Here is a 19,150-nt window from a genome sequence, read left to right as displayed (position 1 = left end):
CCTTTTTCACGAGGAGTCGGCGACGTGGCCGTGGACGACGATTTCGAGCCTCGCCTCGGACGCCTGCGGGCGCAGCCCGGTCAGGCCGGGCGGCGCTACCTCAAGCAGGTGCTGCACGCGCGGGCTCGAGCTGGCGGCCGAAAGCCGCACCGCAAGGGCTTCAACGGCAGCCGCATCGGACGCGGCGCGGTGGCCGCACGGCTGTTGGGAAGCCGCGACCGCTTCGCCGCCTACCGACAACGCCGCGTGATGGTGAAGACGCGCATCATCGCCATGGGAACTTCCAAAGCCATGGATGCAGCCCGCGCGCATCTCAGCTACATCCGCCGCGAAGGCGTCACGCGCGACGGCCAGCCCGGTCAGCTCTACGGCGCGGAACACGACAAGACTGACGGCCGGACCTTCCTCGATCGCCAGGCCGGCGATCGCCACCAGTTCAGGTTCATCGTCTCCCCCGAGGACGGCGCCGAATATCAGGACCTGAAATCGCTGACCCGGCGCGTCATGGCGCAGATGGAGACGGACCTCGGCACGCGGCTTGACTGGGTCGCGGTTGATCACTTCAACACCGGCCATCCGCACACCCATATTCTCCTGCGGGGAAAGACGGAGCGTGGCGCGGATCTGATCATCGCGCCGGAGTATCTGACAGCCGGCCTGCGCGAACGCGCCGCCGAGCTGGTGAAAGTCGATCTGGGGCCGCGGACGGACATTCAAATCGAGGACCGACTGCGGCGCGAGATGGACCAGGAACGGCTGACCAGCATCGACCGCCGCCTCCTGCGCGATATGGACGACACCCGAACCGTGTCTTCCGTTGACCACAACCCGTTTCACCAGACACTGCGCGCGGGACGGCTGCGCAAGCTTGCCGCGCTTGGCCTGGCCCAAGACGCAGGAACGGGGCGCTGGAGGCTCGCCGAGGGGATCGAGGACACGTTGCGGCGCATGGGCGAGCGCGGCGACATCATCCGCACCCTGCAACGCGCCTTCACCCGACAAGCGATGGTGCGGGCCCCGCGCGACATCGCCATCGCCGATCCGACCACCATGTCGCCGCTCGTCGGGCGGGTCGTCGAACGCGGTCTGTCGGAGGAAGCCCATGACCGCCACTACCTGATCATAGATGCGACCGATGGCCGGACCCACTATGTCGACATCGGACGCGGAACGGCGACCGGGTTGATCTCCAGAGACGCTGTCGTGAAGCTCTCGCCGACGCCGACGGAACCTCGCGCCTCGGATCGCGCGGTGATCGAGATCGCAGCAGCGAACGGCGGCCGATACAGCATCGACCTGCATCTGCGCCACGAACCGTCCGCCACCGAACGCTTCGCCCAATCCCATGTGCGACGCCTCGAGGCGATACGACGAATGACCGGCGGGGTCGAACGCGAGTCCGACGGGACGTGGATCATTGCTCCGGACCATCTCGAACGCGCCGCCGCCTACGAACTCAAGCGCGCCCGCGCCGCGCCGGTCGCAGTGGACCTTCTGTCGTCAATCCCTCTGGAACAGCAGATCACCGCTGACGGCGCGACATGGCTGGATCGCGAATTGCTGGCGACCAGCCCGGAGGCGAGGCACGACAGCGGTTTTGGGGCGGACGTCGTCGCCGCTCGTGCACGGCGTCAGCAATGGCTGATCAACCAGGGTCTGGCGGCGCAGGATCAAGACCGCATCGTCTATCGCGAAGACCTTCTGACGGTGCTGCGTCAGCGTGAATTGCGCCGCGTCGCCGGTGGCCTCGCGAAGGAGCTGGGTCTGGGTTACGCCGAGGCGCGCATGGGCGACCGCATTCAAGGCGTCTATCGCCGGCCGATCGAACTGGCGTCGGGCCGCTACGCGGTCATCGAGAAGGCTCGCGAGTTCACCCTCGTGCCGTGGCGTCCGGTCCTGGAGGGCCATGCCGGCGAACCTGTATCCGGCATCATGCGCCGCGGCGGCGTCAGTTGGACGATCGGGCGCGACCGGGGCGGTCCTTCGGTGTCGTGAGCGACGGCGTCCGATCGACCCATCGGCGTCATTGATTGGCCAGCGCTTCAATCACACGGCAACGCTCCATCAACGCATCGAAGGATTCAGCGTCATCAAGCAGCAGCCCGTCTTCGACCATATGGCGGTAATCATCCGCCAACCTCGCCAGTGCCTCGCCTGTCGGCACAAGGTGAAGTTTTCCGGAGACCGCCGCCGCATAGTCGATGGCCCGCCCATCGGCGTCCTTCTCCGCGAAGAAGGCCCCTTATGGATGGCGACCGCCTCTGCGAGCGCGCGATCCGCCAGCGCCGCGGCTGCATAGCCGGCCGCATCGAGCCGCGTGAGGTCGTGCCAGTGACGTGCAAACCGGGCGGCGCCGCGGAAGCGCCCCTGGGCGCAGTAGACATGGATCGCCGTCGCCTTCTCCCAGAAGGTGCGTTCGGCGCGCATCACCTGGGCCACCGTGCTTGGAAACTGAAGTTGCGGGAGATGGGCTGCGGCGTCGGCGGAGACCGCCAAGGCTTTCCAAGGCTCGCCCGTCGCCCGTCCGCCGAACTCCAGCATGACCGAAGGCCGGACATAGCCGGTGCCTACGGCAAGCGGATCGTAATCGAGATAGACCACATCGTCTTCAACCCGCGCCTGGACTGACAACCGCTCAACGGCGATCGCCTCGGCCAATACGGGAAGCACCTCATCATGCGTCCAGCTCACCAGGCGCGCGCGGATGTCTTTCGACCAACGCTTTTCCTGGCTGCGGTTCGCCGGCAGTCCGTCGGGCGTGTTGGCCACGAGATCTGGAGCGATCGCGCGAATGTCATAGGTGAGGTCGACGTCTTCAGAGAACCGCCGGATAGCACCATAGCCTTTGGACAACGACGTGCCGCCCTTGAACACCAGATGGGTGCCGAAGGGCGAGGCGAACAGCGCCTGCAACGCCCAGACCACCCACACATCCTTTTCAAGCAGATGGACGGGCCTGCCCGATACGCCGGCGACGACAGCCAGAGCGTCCGCGCGGTCCTGCCGGGAGAGCGCGAGAAAGCGGTCAGGCATGGGCAATCAACCGGCTCACCTGCGCGGCCAGCCACGTCGGCATGCGGGTGCGGGCGTCTGCGATCTGGGCCAGCGCGCTCGGCGGGAGCACGCGTCGCAGATGCCGCATGGCTTCGCCTGCCTTCGCTTCGCCCAACCACGCCAGCGCGCGAACCGCCTCGCCAGCCGGGGCTCCAGGGAACATCAACTGCCATGCCGGCGCGTGACGAAGTTCAATCTGCTGCGCGCCCAGCTGCAAGGTCCGGGTTCGTCCCGACGTCAAATAGACCGTTCGAACGGGCACTTGCGTCGTGAGACCCAACGCGTTGGCCGCAGCGGCGCCGTGCGGGACCAAGGTTTCACCCTTGGCCCTGGCGAGGCCTTCAACCAAGGTCTCGAGCGTCGGCGGTCTGGAGCCGAAACGCGTCCGGATGGGTCGTGTGTAAAGCCCCCGGCCCGCGCGCAGGAGATGACCCCGGCGCACGAGACGTGAAAGCGCTTGATCGACTGCAGGCCGCGCACCGAGGTGCAGGAGCCCCTTGGCGGACAAGGCTCCGCCTTCCGGCAGACTCGCCGCGTGGTGAAGAATGGATTCGGACAAGTGAGACATAGCGGCTCCAGTGTTAGAAATATAACCGAGTTTCTGACACATTCAAGCCTCACGCGAGGCCGGCTCCGCCAACCCACGCGAACCCGGACGAACTCGGGCGAAACCAAGATAACGGTCGAGGACCAGACGGACTGAATCCTCTACCCGACCCGCGCCGCATCCCGCCGCGCGTGAGTCGGGAGACCGCGCGTGACCTCCACAAAGCTGCTCATCGGCCAGATCGTCATCTGCTTCGGCATGGTGATCCTGGGCGTGTGGGCCGCAACACAATGGGCCGCCGCCATGCTCGGCTATCAACCGCAGCTCGGCGCGCCGTGGATCATCGTCTTCGATTGGCCGGTCTATCGCCCCTGGGCGCTGTTCGACTGGTGGTATCACTATGAAGCCTATGCGCCGACGGTGTTCGACAAGGCCGGACTTCTGGCCGGTGCGAGCGGATTCGCCGCCTGCGGCGCGGCGGTCGCGGGCTCGCTGTGGCGGGCGCGGCAGAACCGACACGTCACGACCTACGGGTCCTCGCGCTGGGCGACGCGAGCGGAAATCGAGAAGGTCGGCCTGTTTCAGGACGCCGGCGTCTTCCTCGGCCGCAAGGGATCACGCTACCTGCGCCATGACGGCCCCGAACACATCATGGCCTTCGCACCGACACGTTCGGGCAAAGGCGTCGGCCTGGTCGTGCCGACCCTCCTCTCCTGGACCGGCAGCGCCGTCATCCATGACATCAAAGGCGAGAACTGGACGCTGACCGCAGGGTGGCGCGCGCGCTTCTCGCACTGCCTGCTGTTCAATCCGACCGACGCCCGTTCGGCCCGCTACAATCCGCTGCTGGAGGTGCGCAAAGGCGCCGACGAGGTCCGCGATGTTCAAAACATCGCCGACATTCTGGTCGATCCCGAAGGCGCGCTGGAACGGCGCTCCCACTGGGAGAAGACGTCGCACAGCCTCCTGGTCGGCGCCATTCTGCACGTGCTGTACGCCGAGGAGGACAAAACCCTCGCGCGCGTCGCCACCTTCCTATCCGATCCGCAGCGCAGCTTCGCGCACACTCTGCGCCGGATGATGGCGACCAACCACCTTGGCACAAAGGAAAAACCGCAGGTTCACCCCGTGGTCGCCTCGGCCGCCCGCGAGGTGCTGAACAAGTCGGAAAACGAACGCTCAGGGGTGTTGTCCACGGCGATGTCCTTCCTCGGCTTGTATCGCGATCCAACCGTGGCGATCACCACCGCGGCCTGCGATTGGCGCATCGCCGATCTGGTCGACGCAGCGTCGCCGGTCTCGCTCTATTTGGTCATTCCGCCGTCCGACATCAGCCGCACCAAGCCGCTGGTGCGGCTCGTGCTGAACCAGATCGGCCGTCGCCTCACCGAGCGGCTGGAAGGCGACCCTAGGAAGAGCCGCAAGCATCAGCTGCTGATGATGCTTGACGAATTTCCGGCGCTCGGCCGGCTCGACTTCTTCGAGACCGCCCTCGCCTTCATCGCCGGCTACGGCATCCGCGCCTATCTGATCGCCCAATCGCTGAACCAGATCTCCAAGGCCTATGGCGAGAACAACGCCATTCTCGACAATTGCCACGTCAGGATCGCGTTCAGCTCAAACGATGAGCGCACCGCGAAGCGCATCTCCGACGCGCTGGGCACCGCCACCGAATTGCGTGCGCAACGCAACTACGCCGGACATCGGCTCGCGCCCTGGCTCAGCCACGTCATGGTCAGCCGCCAGGAGACCGCCCGTCCGCTGCTGACGCCCGGCGAGGTGATGCAGCTTCCGCCCGCCGACGAACTGGTGATGGTCTCGGGGCTCGCGCCGATCCGGGCTAAAAAGCTGCGCTACTATGAAGATCGCAACTTCGCATCGCGGGTGATGCGGCCGCCCACGCTGATGGACGGCGTCTACGTCGATCGGCCCCAACCGCGGCCCGATGATTGGGGCGGTCAGGTGCGCGCGCCGCACGCCGGCCTCGCCGCCCAGGCTGACGAAGCCGCCGAGGCGCTCAGCGAGGAAGACGGCGGGCTCCAGCAGCAGCGTCATCCCGGCCTCCAGCCTGAAGACGCAGCCATGCCGAACGAAGCGGCTGAAGCCGAACACACGCCCGGAGACGACGATGACGGCGATCCCGCGACGGAACGACGCGCCATGACCACGCTCACCAACATCGCTCGCGCCTACGCCATCAGCGAAGGCGGCGACCGCGACGATCAACTCCTCCCCAACTTTTGAAGGTCCGGTCGATGCTCAATCGCCACAAGGTCCGCTACCAGCTGTTTCTCGAGCCCCGGCTCGCCGACCGTCTGGAAGAACTCGCCGCCCGCCCCGGCGTCGCCCGGTCCGATATCCTGGTCGAGGCGTTGGACGCCTGGCTCTCCCGACAAGGCGGACACGACCTCGACGACCGGTTCGGGCGGCGCCTGGATCGGATCAGCCATCAGCTCGGTCGAACCGATCAGGACCTCCAGGTCCTGCTCGAAAGCCTGTCGCTGTTCATACACGACCAATTTTGCCTCAACGCGCGCTTGCCCGAACCCGACGCCGCCGCGCGCGCGGTCGGCCGCGACCGTTTCCAGAAATTCATCGATAAGGTCGGTCGGAGGATGGCCGGAACCGGTGGCGACGCCAGCTTGTCACTCGGGGAGAGCGCCGTATGACGAGCGCCAATCCTATCACCTTCGACCGCCGCCGCGCCATGCTGCGCACGGCCATGGGGCCCGCCATCGAACGCGCGCTGGCCGATCCCGCGGTCATCGAAATCATGGTCAATCCCGACGGCGCGCTCAGGCTGGATCGTTTGGGTGAAGGCCGCGTCGATACGGGCGTGGTTCTCGCGCCGACGGTCGTCGAGCGGATCGTTCGCCTGGTGGCCGACCACGTCCGTGCCGAGGTGCACGCCGGCGCACCCATCGTCAGCGCCGAACTGCCTGGCGGCGGCGAACGCTTCGAAGGCCTGCTGCCGCCTGTTGCAGCCGCGCCGTGCTTCGCGATCCGCAAGCCCGCGATGAAAATCCACCTGCTGAACGACTACATCGCCGATGGCTTGTTGGCCCCGGTTCAGGCCGATGTCCTGCGCCGCGCGGTGACCGATCGGAAGAACATCCTGATCGCCGGCGGCACGTCCTCGGGCAAGACCACGTTCGCTAATGCGCTGCTCGCCGAAATGGCGGACCTCGACGAGCGCATCATCCTGATCGAGGACACACGCGAACTGCAATGTGCGGCGGCCGATACCGTCGCGCTGAGAACCCGCCCGGGCGTGGTCGGCATGGCCGATCTGGTGCGGTCGACGCTGCGCCTGCGCCCGGACCGCATCGTCATCGGCGAGGTGCGCGGCGCCGAGGCGCTGGAAATGCTCAAGGCGTGGAACACCGGTCATCCCGGCGGGATCGCCACGCTCCACGCCAACTCCGCGCACGCCGCGCTCTACCGGCTCGAACAGCTCGTCGCGGAGGGCGTCCTCACCGTTCCCCGCCGGCTGATCGCCGAGGCGATCGACCTGGTCGTGTTCATACGCGGCCGCGGCGCCGGACGCCGGATCGAGACCGTCGCCGAAGTCACCGGCCTCGACGGCGACGACGGGTACGCCGTCACCGACCTCAATCCCCCCCAGCTCAAAGCCCTGCTTAAAGGAGACCTTTCATGACCGCTCGTTTCAAGACCCGCCTGTCCGGTTCCGTCGTCTTCGCGCTCGCGATCACTGCCGCGTGCCTTCCCGCCGCCGCTCTGGCGGCTGGTTCCGGCATGCCCTGGGAGGAACCGCTCCAGCAGGTTCTTGAGTCCGTCCAGGGGCCGGTCGCCAAGATCGTTGCGGTGTTGATCATCATCACCACCGGTCTGGCGCTCGCCTTCGGCGAAACCTCCGGCGGATTTAGGAAGCTGATCCAGATCGTGTTCGGGCTGTCGATCGCCTTCGCCGCGTCGAGCTTCTTCCTGTCGTTCTTCTCGTTCGGCGGCGGGGCGCTGGTCGCATGAGCATCCAAGGCTTCGACGTCCCGCTGCACCGGGCTCTCACCGAGCCGATCCTGCTCGGCGGCGCGCCGCGCGGCGTGGCCATCCTCAACGGCACGCTCGCCGCAGCCATGGGTCTGGGCCTCCAGCAATGGATCGCCGGACTGGTGATTTGGCTGGCGGGACACAGCTTGGCGGTCTTCGCGGCGCGACGCGATCCCGACTTCGCCGCCGTCGGCGTGCGCCACCTGCGCCAGAAGGGGTGGCTGTCATGCTAGCGCTGCGGGAATATCGCGCCGGCGCCGATCGGCTCGCCGATTATCTTCCCTGGGCCGCCTTGGTCGCGCCGGGTGTCGTCCTCAACAAAGACGGCGGCTTCCAGCGGACCTTCCGGTTTCGGGGACCAGATCTCGAATCGGCGACCGAAGCCGAGCTGGTGTCGGTTTGCGCGCGCGCCAACAATGCGCTGCGTCGCCTGGGCTCGGGCTGGGCCCTGTTCTTCGACGCCGAACGCCTCGAGGCGCTGGGCTATCCCGACAGTGTCTTCCCCGATCCGGCCTCGTGGCTGGTCGATGAGGAGCGGCGCGGCCATTTCGACGGACGACGCGGCCAGCATTTCGAGAGCCGCTATCATCTGACGCTCTACTATTTGCCGCCCGCCGATCAGGTCAGCCGGGCCGAGCGCGCTCTACTGGAGCGTGAGGATGCGCAAGCCGGGCGCGACTGGCGTCAGGAGTTGCGAGCCTTCATCGCCGAAACCGACCGCGTGCTGGATCTCCTCAGCGGCTTCATGCCCGAGATCTGCGCGCTCGACGACGCTGAGACCCTGACCTTTCTGCACGGCTGCATATCGACCCGCCGGCATCTCGTCGCCGTGCCCGAGACGCCGATGCATCTCGACGGCCTGCTGGTCGACACGCCCTTGTCCGGCGGGATCGAGCCGATGCTCGGCGATCGGCATCTGAGGACGGTGACGATCCTGGGCTTTCCCAATACCACCCGGCCGGGCCTCCTCGACGCGCTCAACCACCAGGCCTTCGCCTATCGCTGGGCGACACGATTCATCTGCCTCGACAAGACCGCCGCCAACAAGGCGCTGACACGCGTCCGGCGGCAGTGGTTCAACAAGCGCAAGTCGATCGTCCAGCTCATGCGCGAGGTGATGACCAACGAACCGGTTCCGCTCACCGACAGCGACGCGGACAACAAAGTGGCTGACGCCGACCTGGCGTTGCAGGCGCTTGGCGGCGACCATGTCGCCTTCGGCTATCTCACCACCACCATCACCGTATCGGACGACGACCGGGCGGCGGCCGACGAAAAGGTCCGCATCGTCGAGCGGATCGTCAACGGGCTCGGATTCACCTGCCTGAGGGAATCGGTCAACGCCGTCGAAGCTTGGCTCGGCAGCTTGCCCGGTCATGTCTACGCCAATGTCCGCCAGCCTTTGGTCCACACCCTGAACCTGGCCCATCTCGTGCCGCTGTCCGCAGCGTGGGCGGGGCCGGCGCAGGACGCTCATCTGGACGGACCGCCGTTGCTGCACGCGGAAACCAGCGGGGCGACGCCGTTCCGCCTGTCGGCCCATGTCAGCGATGTCGGTCACATGCTGGTCGTAGGGCCGACCGGAGCGGGCAAGTCCGTTCTCCTGGCGCTGCTCGCGCTGCAGTTCCGCCGCTACGCCGGCGCCCAGGTCTATATTTTCGACAAGGGATTTTCCGCCCGCGCGGCCACCCTGGCCATGGGCGGAGGCCATCACGCACTGGGTGAGCAGCGAACGGGCGGCAAGGCGCTGGCCTTCCAGCCGCTTCGCGACATCGACCATGAGGCCGAACGGGCCTGGGCCGCCGACTGGATCACCGGCTTGCTGGCCCATGAAAAGGCGGCCGTCACGCCCGAGGTCAAGGATGCGCTGTGGTCGGCGCTGACCAGCCTGGCCGGCGCCCCGCCCGAGGAACGCACGCTCACCGGCCTGTCGGTGCTGCTCCAGTCGCATGCGCTGAAAGCGGCGCTGGCGCCCTGGACACTGGAGGGGCCGTTCGGCCGGTTGCTCGATGCAGCCGAGGACCGCCTGACGCTTTCGGACGTGCAGTGTTTCGAGACCGAAGCCCTGATGAACACCGTCAGCGTCGTCCCGCCTGTGCTGACCTATCTGTTCCATCGGCTGGAGGCGCGGTTCGACGGCCGGCCGACGTTGTTGATCCTCGACGAAGCCTGGGTCTTTCTCGACAATCCTCTGTTCGCGGCGCGCATCCGCGAATGGCTCAAGGTGCTCAGAAAAAAGAACGTCGGCGTCGTCTTCGCCACCCAGAGCCTCGCCGACATCGCCGACAGCGCCATTGCGCCCGCCATCATCGAGAGCTGTCCGCAGCGCATCTTCCTCGCCAACGACCGCGCCATCGAACCGCAGGCGCGCGCCGCCTATGAGCGGTTCGGCCTCAACGACCGCCAGATCGAGCTGATCGCCCGCGCCACGCCGAAGCGCCACTATTACCTCCAGTCCCGACGCGGAAACCGTCTGTTCGAACTGGCGCTCGGCGCGATCACCCTGGCGTTCGCCGGCGCCGCCGATCCCGCGACCCAGATCCTCATCGACGACCTCTGGCGCGAGGAAGGCCCGGACGGCTTCACCGCCGCCTTTCTCGAAGCGCGGGACCTGTCCTGGGCCGCGGCGCTCCTGCGTGATTACCCCGGTGCAGCCGCGGCTGCGCCCTTCACCCCCGAACAGAAGGAGTTGTTCTCATGAATCGCAGACTCGCGCTCATCGCACTGATCCTCACCGGCGGCGCGGCCGCGCTCCCTGCGACACCGGCCGCCGCGCAATGGACGGTGTTCGATCCCACCAACTATTCCCAGAACGTGCTGACGGCGGCGCGCACGCTCCAGCAGATCAACAACCAGATCACCAGTCTGCAGAACCAGGCGACCATGCTTCAGAACATGGCGCACGACCTGCAGCGGCTCGATTTCTCGTCGGTGAACCAGATCACCCGGTCGATGCAGCGCATCGACACGCTGATGACCCAGGCCCAGGGCGTCGCCTTCGACGTGGCCGGAACCGACGCCGCGCTCGCCGCGCAATACCCGGAAGTGTTCGACGCCGCGATGTCGACCAACGACATGGTCCGTCACGCCCAGCAACAGATGCAGGCGGCGATGAAGGCGTACCGGCAGGCCATGCGGGTTCAGGCTCAGGTCGCCGAGAACATCCGCTCCGACGGGCCGTTGCTGACCGAGCTGGTCGAGCGAAGCCAGGCGACCGACGGCGGCCTGCAGGCGCAGCAGGCAGCCAACCAGCTTCTCGCCCTGTCCGCGCGCCAGTCGCTTCAGATCCAGTCGATGATGGCCGCGCAATACCGGGCCGAGAGCCTGGAGCGCGCCCGTCAGGCGCAGGCGATGGCAGCGGCCCGCGAGCGCACACGCCGGTTCCTCGGCTCCGCCCACGCCTACACGCCGGAATAGGCGCCCGTCATGGACCCGGTCCCAGACCTCAACATCATCGACCGCTTCATGGCCGCCTTCACCGCCTATATCGACAGCGGGTTCGGCCTCCTGGGCGGCGATGTCGCCTTCCTCACCACCATCCTGATCGGCATCGACATCACCCTGGCCGGTCTGTGGTGGGCGATGGACGGCGAGCGCGACGTCCTCGGCCGTTTCCTCAAGAAGATCCTCTACGTCGGGGTCTTCGCCCTGATCCTGGGCAATTTCCAGTACCTGAGCGACGCCGTCTATCGCAGTTTCGCCGGCCTCGGGATCACCGCGGGCGGCGGCGGGCTCTCGGCCGACGACCTGCTTCGGCCCGGCAAGCTGGCCAGCATCGGCTTCGAAGCCGCCTGGCCGCTGGTCGAGGCCATTTCCGACATGCTCGGCTTCCCGCAGGTGTTCGGCCATCTGCTGACCATCCTGGTCCTGCTGATCGCTTGGCTGCTGGTGGTGCTCGCCTTCTTCGTCCTGGCGATCCAGCTCTTCGTCACGATCATCGAGTTCAAGCTGACGACCCTCGCCGGGTTCGTGCTGGTGCCGTTCGCCTTGTTCAACAAGACGAGCTTCCTGGCCGAACGGGTGCTCGGGAACGTCATCTCCTCCGGCCTCAAGGTCATGGTGCTGGCGGTCATCGTCGGCATCGGCGCCGGCTTTTTCGACAGCTTCATCGCCGCTGGCGGCGGCGAGCCCGACATCGCCTCCTCCATGACGCTGGTCCTCGGCGCTCTCTCCCTGCTGGGCCTGGGCATTTTCGGCCCTGGCATCGCCGCAGGCCTGGTCTCAGGCGCACCGCAGCTTGGCGCGGGCGCCGCCGTCGGCACCATGGCCGGCGCGGCGATCATGGGCATGGGCGGCGCGGCGCTGGGCGCCCGCGCGCTCGGCGCGGCCGCATCGGGCGGCATGGCGGCGCTGCGCGCCGGCACCGCGATGGGATCGGCGGCGAGCGCCTCCTATCAACTTGGCGCGGCGACATCGGGCGCGACCGGCGCGTCCCGGGCCGCCGCCGGCTTGGGCGGCGTCGCGCGCGCCGCCAGGGGGGCGGCGGGCCAGCGCGTGCGCGGCATGGCCGGTCGTGGAATGGCGTCGCTTCGCCAGAGCGCACAGCATGGTCGCGAGGCGGCCTGGAAGGCGACCGGCGGCGCGTCGCCCAAATCATCGCCAAGCGCCAGCGCGACGCCCTCCGGCGGTCAAGCCGCGCCGGCCGCAGGCGGCGGCTCGGACGCATCGAGTGCCGCTCCGGCCTGGGCGCGTCGTCTCCACGCCGACCAGATCGCCCGGCACCGCCGCCATCTCGCGCTTCAAACCCTCAAGGACGGCGACCGCGGCGGCGCGGGCGTCAATCCCAGCCTCAAGGAGGATTAGATGCTCTTCAAACGATCGCTCCAACGGTACGGCCGGACGCCCGAACCGGAGACGCCTTACCAGCGCGCGGGCCAGCTCTGGGACGAGCGCATCGGCTCGGCTCGGGTCCAGGCGCGCAGCTGGCGGCTGATCGCGTTCGGCTGCGTCGCGCTGGCGGGCGGCCTCGCCGTCGGCAATGTCTGGCAATCGATGCAGAGCCGCGTCACGCCCTACGTCATCGAGGTCGACCGGCTGGGAGAAGCCCGGGCCGTCGCGCCGGCGATCCAGAACTACAGGCCGACCGACGGCCAGATCGCCTGGCATCTCGGTCGCTTCGTCATCAACGTCCGGTCGGTCTCCACCGATCCGGTGCTGGTGAAGAAGAGCTGGCTCGACGCCTATGACTTCGCGACCGACCGGGCTGCGATCTTCCTCAACGACTACGCTCGCGCCAACGACCCGTTCGCCGGGATCGGCCGCCGCAGCGTGTCTGTTCAGGTGACGAGCGTGGTGCGCGCCTCGGACCGCAGCTTCCAGGTAAAATGGATCGAGAAGACCTATGAGCGCGGCAGCCTCGCCCGAACCGAGCGCTGGACCGCCATGCTGACGGTCATGATCCAGCCGCCCCGTACCGCCGACGCCCTGCGCCGAAACCCGCTCGGCCTGTTCGTCGAGGCCGTCGACTGGTCGCGCGAGCTCGACGCCGCCCCGCCTGCCGCCCCTCAGCGGCCGCGCGGACCGACGGCCGATCCGGAGATCTCGACCACCGTCATCCCTGAGCCTGAAGGAGACACACCATGATCCGTCCGCTTGTGGCCGGCGCCTCCGCGCTGACGCTCGCCGCCTGCGCCGCCAACGCCCGGCCCCCCGCCGTCACCTACGACACCGCCGAATTCAGACAGGCCATCATCACGCACGAGCCGCCTGCCGCCGTGGAAATCGTCGAGACCCCCGTGCCCTTGCCGCTGCCGGGTCAGCTTCAACCGCCCCCGTCGGTGCGGCCGGACACGAGGCCGCCGACCGCGCGCGTTGAAGCGGCCAACCGCGCTGCTACCCAGGAGCCATCGAGCGCCGGTTACGTCAACGCGGTGCAGATCTATCCCTGGACCGAAGGGGCGCTCTATCGGCTTTACGCAGCGCCCGAACGGGTCAGTGACATCGCCCTTCAACCCGGGGAAACGCTCATCGCGGTCTCGGCGGGCGACACCGTCCGCTGGATCATCGGCGACACCAGCAGCGGATCGGGCGCCGACGCCCGCGTCCATGTGCTGGTAAAACCTGTCGCGCCGGGCCTCGCCACCAACATGGTGATCACCACGAACAGGCGCGCCTATCATCTGGCGCTGGAAAGCACTGACGCCACCGCGATGGCGGCGGTGTCGTGGACCTACCCCGCCGACCGCCTTCTCGCGCTCCAGCGGCAGAACGTCCGCGCTGACGAGGGCCGTGCGGTCGCCGACCATGTAGCGCTGACCAATCTGCGGTTCCGCTACGCCATCACGGGCGATACGCCGCCGTGGCGGCCGGTGCGCGCCTTTGATGACGGCGCGAAGGTCTATATCGAGTTTCCCGACCGGCTCGATCAGGGCGAGGCCCCGCCGCTGTTCGTGGTCGGGCCGCTAGGCGAGGCCCAACTGGTGAACTACCGCGTCAGCGGCCACCACTACATCGTCGACCGGCTGTTCTCGGCCGCCGAACTGAGGTTGGGCGAGGCCCCGCAGCAGGTGGTGCGGATCAGCCGCACGGACAGCCAGTACGCGAGGGCGCGGCGATGAGCGACCCGTCCGTCGATCCGCCGGGATCGGACACTCCGCCGCCGCCTAAGGCCCGGCCCGAAACCTTGACCCTTCGCGCAGCACCACGCCGCATCGTGCGGTTCAAGCGCGGCGTCGTCATCGGCGGCGCGGCCGCCGGCGCGCTGGCGATCGCCGGCGTCGCCTGGATGGCGCTGGGAACGAGCGCCATCCGCATCGCGGATCAAGCCGACGATCGCGCGACCGCCATCCGTCCTTCGCCCGCCGATGCCGTCGCAGAGCTGCCGGGCGACTACGGCGCGGTCCCGCCGTTGGGACCGCCGCTTCCCGGCGATCTCGGACGGGCGGTCCTCGATCGACAACGGCAGCTCGAAGCCGAAGGCGGACCGAGTCAGGAGAGCCCTGCGACGGCGATGACGCCGCAGGAACAGGCCGCGGAGGCCGAGCGTCAGCGGCTTGCCGCCCAGGTCCATCAGGCGCGCGAGGCCGGCGTGATCGCCCAGTCGGCGGCCAGAACGCCGGCGCCCATCGCCCCGGCGGCCGATGCGATGGCTGGACCGACGCAGATGCCGCCGTCACCGTCCGAGGCGGGGCCCCGTCTCACCCTCGATCCCGAGCGTGACCCGAACCACCAGCAACGCAAGCTGGACGTGCTTGGGCAGCGGACGGGCGACGACATCTACAACGGCCATGGATTGCAGGCGCCGATCTCGCCCTATCAGGTCATGGCGGGCAGCGTCATCGCCGCCAGCCTGATCACCGGCCTCAACTCGGACTTGCCGGGACTGGTGACGGCCCAGGTGACCGAGAATGTCTACGACACCGTCACCGGCCGCACCGTGTTGATCCCGCAGGGGTCACGGCTGATCGGCAGCTACAACAGCGTCGTCGCGTTCGGTCAGAGCCGGGCGCTCCTGATCTGGCAGAGAATCGTCCTACCCGACGGCTCTTCGATCCAGATCGACAATCTGCCGGCCACGGACGCCGCCGGTTACGCCGGCCTGCAGGATCGCGTCGATTATCACACCTGGCGCCTGCTCAAGGGCGTCGGTCTGGCGACCCTTCTGGGGATCGGCACCGAGCTGACGCTCGACGACGAAAGCGACCTGGTCCGCGCGGTGCGCGAGTCCAGCCAGCAGTCGGCCAGCCAGGCCGGCCAGCAGATCGTCACCCGAAACCTCAACCTCCAGCCCACCATCCGGGTCCGGCCCGGCTGGCCGCTGCGCGTGATCGTTCACAAGGATCTCGTGCTGCGGCCGTGGGCGGCCTGACGGGAGATACGTCATGCTCAAGCTCGGAAAGCTGCCCGATCGGACGCCGGTAAAGATCACCATCACGGTCATGCCCGACCTCAGTCGGGGGTTGGCCGACTACGCCGACCTTTACCGCGAAGCCTATGGCGAGAAAGTCGATGTCTCCGAACTGATCCCCTTCATGCTCGACGCCTTCCTTTCAAGCGACCGCGCCTTCGCCAAGGCGCGCAAGGAGGCTTAGCGATGTCCAACCTTTTCACGTTGACCAAACAGGGCGGATGGGAAGGCCGCATCCTCACCCTCGCCATCGACCGCAAGGTCAGGCTGGTTCCGAATGACGACCGCCAGAGCGAGCGATCGCCCGACTATATTGCGCTGATGGGTTGGCGCCGTGTGGGCCAAGCCTGGAAAGGACGAGCACAGGGCGATCCGCCGCGCGACTATCTGCGGGTCCAATTCTATGATCCGACCTGGCGGACCCCGCTGCGCGCCGCCTTATTCCCTTCGCAGGACGGGCTGACGGCGGAACTGGTCTGGCGTCTTCCGTCACGGGAGCCGCGGTGATGGAGGCCTCCCTTCCTCAACAAGCGCCAGGGCGGCCGGGAATGCGGGGCGGTCATTTCTCGGAGGCCTTGATCCACGACGCCCGTCAATTGCTCTCCAAGCGCTACGGTCGCGAGGTGTCCGAGGCGGAGACCAGACGGATGTTGGCCGATCTGACCGACGTCTGCCGGATCATTCTTTGCCGGCCGCACAACCGCAATTGACCTGCCCGCCGCGAGCGGGGATGATTCCACCGGTGTCGCCGCCCGATCAAACCGGGTCGGCGAACTTTGACAGGCGCGTTCACCGGTTCACCTCGGCTGCAGCAGCCGAAACCCCACGATGCGCCAACCAGCTTGGGAGTCATCGCCATGGGTTCACGTCGCGGCCGCAGAAAGAGCAACGCCAAACCGATCGTCCAATCCGGTCCGCCGCGGGCGCTCATCTATGCACGAGTGTCGTCGAAAGAGCAGGACCGCGAAGGGTTTTCCATCCCCGCCCAACTAAAACTTCTCGCCGATTACGCGGCGCTCAACGGCCTCACGGTCATGGAAGAATTTGTCGACATCGAAACCGCGAAAGAGAGCGGCCGCGCCAGTTTCAACGCCATGCTCCAATACCTCAAGAAGCACCCGGCCGTGCACACGATTCTCGTCGAGAAGACCGACCGGCTGTACCGCAACCTCAAAGATTGGGTGACGATCGACGAGCTCAATCTGGAGATCCATTTCGCGAAGGAAGGGGTCGTCCTTTCCCAGGAATCTCGTTCGTCCGAAAAGTTCATGCACGGCATCAAGGTGCTGATGGCGAAAAACTACATCGACAACCTTTCCGAAGAAGTCCGCAAAGGCATGATCGAAAAGGCCGAGCAGGGGTATTGGCCAAGCGCCGCACCACTCGGCTACCTCAACACGGTCGGCGCTGACGGCAAGAAGATCATCGTGATCGACCCGAACCTCGGCCCGCTCGTGCAGCAATTGTACGAATGGTATTCGACGGGACGCTATTCGTTGAAAGAAGTCGTCCGAAAGGCTCGCGCTGCTGGCCTCACTTATCGCAAGAGCGGCGCGCCCGTTAGCGTCGGGACCGCCCACAAGATCCTTCGAACGCGCCTGTATAGCGGCAGTTTCGACTGGCGGGGCCGCACCTATAAGGGATCGCACGAGGCGCTCGTCTCGCCCGAGCTTTGGCATGCGGTTCAGGACGTTCTCGACGGCCGCAACGCCTCCAACGTGCGTGGCAGCGCGCACGACTTCCCCTTCACCGGCTTGGTCACCTGCGGCCACTGCGGCTGTGCGCTGGTGGGTGAGGTCAAGAAGAAGAAATACGTCTATTATCACTGCACGGGCTACAAGGGAAAATGTGGCGAACCCTATGTGCGTGAGGAAGTGCTGGAAGAGCACTTCGCAGCCTTTGTCGGCAAGCTTCGCTTCGATGATGAGGTGTTCGCTGTCATCCAACGTGCGCTGAAAGAAAGTCACGCGGATGAAGTTCGCGATCGATCTGAAGCGATCACGCGGCTGCAAGCGGAGGCCGATCGCCTGAGGGCCCGGATTGAGGCGGCGTACGTCGATCATCTCGACGGCAAGATCGACGCGGACTTCCACCATCGACTGACTCACCAGTGGCGCGAGGAGCGTGATCGGTGCCTGCGCGACATCGAGCGTCAGGATGCCGCAGACGACGGTTATCTGGAAACCGGAATCGCGCTGCTCAATCTGGCGCAGAACGCCCATCGAATCATGGATTTGAAGCGTCCGTCCGAGAAAAAAGAGCTTCTCGGATTCCTACTTTCGAACTGCAAATGGGCTCACGGCGAGTTGCGCGCCGATTTCAACGAACCCTTTGATTTGCTTGTTGAAAATACCAACCCTGACCCCCTTCCCGAAGGGGTGAAAAAGGGGCAAAAATCGCAAACTGAGATTTGGCTGGGGCGGCAGGATTCGAACCTGCGAATGGCGGCACCAAAAGCCGCTGCCTTACCACTTGGCGACGCCCCAACGGAGCGGGTGGCTGTAGTCGGATGAAGCGCGGCTGGAAAGGGGCGTTTCGTCCTTTTTACCCCCGCCTCAATCGAGCCGTTCGAGCCAACCGTGCCGATCCTCGACAATTCCCGTCTGGATACCGACCAAATTCTGGCGCAACCGCTGCGTCGTCTGGCCGGGGCCACCGCCGCCGATCGTGAATTCTCCCTGTCGGGACAACATCTTGCCGATCGGCGTGATCACCGCCGCGGTGCCGCACGCAAACGCCTCGCGCAGGCGGCCGCTCTCGGCATCGGCGCGGCACTGATCGATCGCATAGGGCTCCTCGCGAACCTCGAGCCCCATGTCGCGCGCGATCTGCAACACCGAATCGCGCGTGATGCCGGGCAGGATCGTACCAGTCAGCGGCGGCGTCGCCATCGTGCCGTCATCGAACACGAAGAAAATGTTCATGCCGCCCAGTTCCTCGATCCAACGGCGTTCGGCCGCATCGAGGAACAGCACCTGATCGCAGCCCTGGCGGATCGCCTCGGCCTGCGCCACGAGGCTTGCGGCGTAATTGCCACCGCATTTGGCAGCGCCCGTGCCACCGGGCGCAGCGCGGGTATATTTGTCGGAAATCCACAGCGAGACCGCGGGCGCACCGCTCTTGAAATAGGCGCCCACCGACGAGGCGATCACCGCATACAAATATTCGGCCGATGGCTTCACGCCGAGGAACACCTCGCTCGCGATCATGAACGGCCGCAGATACAGCGCGCCGCCATCAAGCGACGGGATCCACGCCCGCTCGGTCTGCACGAGCTTGCGAATCGACTCGAGAAACAACGCCTCGGGCAGTTCGGCCATCGCCATCCGCTGCGCCGAATCGCGGAACCGCGCGGCGTTGCGTTCGGGCCGGAACAACGCGGTACCGCCATCGGCGAGGCGATATGCCTTGAGACCTTCGAAAATCTCCTGCGCGTAATGGAGCACCGCGGTCGCGGTATCGACCGTCAGCGGCTCGCGCGGGCCGATCCGCGCATCGTGCCAGCCCTTGGCGGCGCTGTAGCGGATCGTGACCATGTGATCGGTGAAAACACGCCCGAAACCCGGATCGGCGATGAGACGCGACCGCTCATTGGCGTCGACCGGCGAAGGATGCGGATCGAAAGTAAAGGCCGGCGACGCCATCGGCGCGCTCGGTGAGTCGTGTGGCATCGTCCTCGTCCGGGCATGATTTTG

At 66.6% G+C, this 19,150-nt stretch carries 18 protein-coding genes, 1 tRNA gene and 1 pseudogene; 16 read left to right on the top strand and 4 right to left on the bottom strand.

Annotated elements, in window-relative coordinates; genetic code table 11:
* Nucleotides 1-24: 24 nt before the first annotated feature.
* A complete protein-coding gene (rlxS, locus tag NFE57_RS13500; RefSeq protein WP_252136109.1) occupies nt 25-1,995 on the top strand; it encodes a relaxase/mobilization nuclease RlxS in 1,971 nt (656 codons plus the stop codon).
* Between the two features lie 69 nt (nt 1,996-2,064).
* On the opposite strand, the gene NFE57_RS13495 is transcribed toward rlxS, so the two are convergent.
* Together NFE57_RS13495 and NFE57_RS13490 are read right to left on the bottom strand one after the other, a co-directional pair.
* Nucleotides 2,065-3,033, bottom strand: coding sequence for a nucleotidyl transferase AbiEii/AbiGii toxin family protein (locus tag NFE57_RS13495; RefSeq protein WP_252136108.1), 969 nt, complete (start codon nt 3,031-3,033; stop codon nt 2,065-2,067).
* Nucleotides 3,026-3,622 carry a DUF6088 family protein gene (locus tag NFE57_RS13490; RefSeq protein WP_252136107.1) on the bottom strand — a complete coding sequence of 199 codons (597 nt, stop codon included), beginning with the start codon at nt 3,620-3,622 and terminating at the stop codon, nt 3,026-3,028. Before NFE57_RS13490 ends, NFE57_RS13495 begins: the two co-directional genes overlap by 8 nt.
* A gap of 189 nt (nt 3,623-3,811) precedes the next feature.
* On the opposite strand from NFE57_RS13490, the gene NFE57_RS13485 reads away from it, so the two are divergent.
* From NFE57_RS13485 to NFE57_RS16800, 15 genes and pseudogenes are all read left to right on the top strand, one after another.
* Nucleotides 3,812-5,845 (top strand): conjugal transfer protein TraG, encoded by a 2,034-nt coding sequence (locus NFE57_RS13485; protein ID WP_252136106.1) that lies wholly within the window; start codon nt 3,812-3,814, stop codon nt 5,843-5,845.
* 11 nt (nt 5,846-5,856) lie between these two features.
* Nucleotides 5,857-6,270: a ribbon-helix-helix domain-containing protein gene (locus NFE57_RS13480; RefSeq protein WP_252136105.1), complete on the top strand. Its 414-nt coding sequence runs from the start codon at nt 5,857-5,859 to the stop codon at nt 6,268-6,270.
* The gene (trbB, locus tag NFE57_RS13475) at nt 6,267-7,259 is read left to right on the top strand and encodes a P-type conjugative transfer ATPase TrbB (protein WP_252136104.1); all 993 of its coding nucleotides are present in this window, start codon (nt 6,267-6,269) and stop codon (nt 7,257-7,259) included. The genes NFE57_RS13480 and trbB overlap by 4 nt, the downstream gene beginning before the upstream one ends.
* Entirely contained in the window at nt 7,256-7,588 is a 333-nt protein-coding gene (locus NFE57_RS13470; protein WP_252136103.1) for a TrbC/VirB2 family type IV secretion system protein, read from the top strand. The genes trbB and NFE57_RS13470 overlap by 4 nt, the downstream gene beginning before the upstream one ends.
* Nucleotides 7,585-7,842 carry a VirB3 family type IV secretion system protein gene (locus NFE57_RS13465; RefSeq protein ID WP_252136102.1) on the top strand — a complete coding sequence of 86 codons (258 nt, stop codon included), beginning with the start codon at nt 7,585-7,587 and terminating at the stop codon, nt 7,840-7,842. The genes NFE57_RS13470 and NFE57_RS13465 overlap by 4 nt, the downstream gene beginning before the upstream one ends.
* On the top strand, nt 7,836-10,310 hold the full coding sequence (gene trbE / locus NFE57_RS13460) for a conjugal transfer protein TrbE (protein ID WP_252136101.1): 2,475 nt from the start codon (nt 7,836-7,838) through the stop codon (nt 10,308-10,310). Before NFE57_RS13465 ends, trbE begins: the two co-directional genes overlap by 7 nt.
* Nucleotides 10,307-11,026: a P-type conjugative transfer protein TrbJ gene (gene trbJ, locus NFE57_RS13455; protein WP_252136100.1), complete on the top strand. Its 720-nt coding sequence runs from the start codon at nt 10,307-10,309 to the stop codon at nt 11,024-11,026. The genes trbE and trbJ overlap by 4 nt, the downstream gene beginning before the upstream one ends.
* Before the next feature lie 9 nt (nt 11,027-11,035).
* Nucleotides 11,036-12,412 carry a P-type conjugative transfer protein TrbL gene (trbL, locus tag NFE57_RS13450; RefSeq protein WP_252136099.1) on the top strand — a complete coding sequence of 459 codons (1,377 nt, stop codon included), beginning with the start codon at nt 11,036-11,038 and terminating at the stop codon, nt 12,410-12,412.
* Nucleotides 12,413-13,192, top strand: a complete 780-nt coding sequence (trbF, locus tag NFE57_RS13445; protein WP_252136098.1) for a conjugal transfer protein TrbF — start codon at nt 12,413-12,415, stop codon at nt 13,190-13,192.
* Nucleotides 13,189-14,166, top strand: a complete 978-nt coding sequence (gene trbG, locus NFE57_RS13440) for a P-type conjugative transfer protein TrbG (RefSeq protein ID WP_252136097.1) — start codon at nt 13,189-13,191, stop codon at nt 14,164-14,166. Before trbF ends, trbG begins: the two co-directional genes overlap by 4 nt.
* Nucleotides 14,163-15,416 (top strand): TraB/TrbI/VirB10 family type IV secretion system protein, encoded by a 1,254-nt coding sequence (locus tag NFE57_RS13435; RefSeq protein ID WP_252136096.1) that lies wholly within the window; start codon nt 14,163-14,165, stop codon nt 15,414-15,416. Before trbG ends, NFE57_RS13435 begins: the two co-directional genes overlap by 4 nt.
* A gap of 13 nt (nt 15,417-15,429) precedes the next feature.
* Entirely contained in the window at nt 15,430-15,639 is a 210-nt protein-coding gene (locus tag NFE57_RS13430) for a DUF2274 domain-containing protein (protein WP_252136095.1), read from the top strand.
* A 2-nt stretch (nt 15,640-15,641) separates the two neighbouring features.
* Nucleotides 15,642-15,962 (top strand): DUF736 domain-containing protein, encoded by a 321-nt coding sequence (locus NFE57_RS13425; RefSeq protein ID WP_252136094.1) that lies wholly within the window; start codon nt 15,642-15,644, stop codon nt 15,960-15,962.
* Nucleotides 15,962-16,165: a hypothetical protein gene (locus NFE57_RS13420; RefSeq protein ID WP_252136093.1), complete on the top strand. Its 204-nt coding sequence runs from the start codon at nt 15,962-15,964 to the stop codon at nt 16,163-16,165. Before NFE57_RS13425 ends, NFE57_RS13420 begins: the two co-directional genes overlap by 1 nt.
* Nucleotides 16,166-16,312: 147 nt before the next feature.
* A pseudogene (locus NFE57_RS16800) lies at nt 16,313-17,296 on the top strand (recombinase family protein); the annotation flags it as partial.
* Between the two features lie 570 nt (nt 17,297-17,866).
* Here the strand turns inward: NFE57_RS16800 and NFE57_RS13410 are convergent.
* A tRNA-Gln gene (locus tag NFE57_RS13410) sits at nt 17,867-17,941 on the bottom strand.
* A 69-nt stretch (nt 17,942-18,010) separates the two neighbouring features.
* Nucleotides 18,011-19,099: a branched-chain amino acid aminotransferase gene (locus tag NFE57_RS13405; RefSeq protein ID WP_252136091.1), complete on the bottom strand. Its 1,089-nt coding sequence runs from the start codon at nt 19,097-19,099 to the stop codon at nt 18,011-18,013.
* Nucleotides 19,100-19,150: the final 51 nt, after the last annotated feature.

Source organism: Hephaestia sp. MAHUQ-44 (assembly GCF_023806085.1).
Lineage (GTDB): Bacteria > Pseudomonadota > Alphaproteobacteria > Sphingomonadales > Sphingomonadaceae > Sphingomonas.
This window is presented reverse-complemented; position numbering and strand designations above follow the sequence as displayed.